At 67.4% G+C, this 1,161-nt stretch carries 1 protein-coding gene; it reads left to right on the forward strand.

What is annotated here, in order from left to right; genetic code table 11:
• Positions 1-982, forward strand: a 982-nt coding sequence (locus G3N99_RS40605) for an SGNH/GDSL hydrolase family protein (RefSeq protein ID WP_206125240.1), incomplete at its 5' end; no start/stop codon positions are given.
• Between the last annotated feature and the right edge of the window lie 179 nt (positions 983-1,161).

The following is a 1,161-nucleotide window of genomic DNA, read 5'->3' on the forward strand; positions in this document are numbered from 1 at the left end:
TGTCATCCGCGGCGATGACGAGGCGCTTGCCGGTGCGGCGGTGCCGGTCCGGTTCGGCGGCAAGGCATCGGTGACGCTTGCGCCGGGCCAGGAACTCGAAAGCGATCCGGTGGCGATCGACGTCGCGGCGGGGCGGCCGTATGCGATCAGCCTCCAGATGGGGGCGAGCCAGCGGATGACGGTCTGGCACCGCGTGTCGAACCAGTTCAATTACGTGTCTGCGCCGGGCGATCATGCGAGTGATCCGGGCGCCGCCGCGTTCCGCACCCGCTTTACCCAATATGCATGGGTGAGCGAGCTCGCGGTCGAGGCCGGTTCGGCACGCGCCAGCGTCGCGGCGATCGGCGATTCGATTACCGACGGGCTGCGCTCGAGCGTGAACCGGAACCACCGCTGGCCGGACGCACTGGCGCGTCGGCTGACGGCCTCCGGCGCGGAGTCGATCGGCGTCGCGAATCTCGGTATCAGCGGGAATCGGCTGCTCAGCGATTCGGCGTGCTACGGCACGTCGCTGGCGTCGCGGTTCGAGCGGGATGCGCTGTCGCGCGCGGGTGTGAAAGTGGCGATCGTGCTGATCGGCATCAACGACATCAACTTCGCGGCGATGCCGCCGCGCGCGGGGCTCGATTGCGACCATCCGCATACGCAGGTCACGGCCGCATCGCTGATCGACGGCTACCGTCGGCTGATCGAAGCAGCGCATCGTCAGGGCGTGAAGGTCTTCGGCGCGACGCTGACGCCGGCCGGGCTGCCGGCGGGGCGCGAGGCGATCCGGCTCGAGGTGAACCGGTGGATCCGGAGCGGTAGTGGATTCGACGGTGTGGTCGACTTCGATGCAGTATTGCGCGATCCGGCGCACCCGAGCGTGCTGCAGCGTCGCTACGATAGCGGCGACGGCATTCACCCGAGCGACGCCGGCTACACGGCGATGGCCGAAGCAGTACCGGTCGAGGAACTGCAGGCTGCAGTGGGTGGTAAGTGACGCGCCTCTATATATAGAGGGAAGCGTTGCCGGCGACCTGACGGTCGCGATCGTTGCCCGGCCCGTCGAGCCCCAAGCCCCCGTGCGCGTCAGCGCACGGGGGCTTTTTCAAACTTTTTTCACAAAGGGGCTTGCGCAGTTGGGGGCGGGTGCTTAGAATCACGCCTCTTTCGCGCTAA

Origin of the sequence: Burkholderia sp. Ac-20392 (assembly GCF_017104585.1) — a bacterium.
Lineage (GTDB): Bacteria > Pseudomonadota > Gammaproteobacteria > Burkholderiales > Burkholderiaceae > Burkholderia > Burkholderia lata.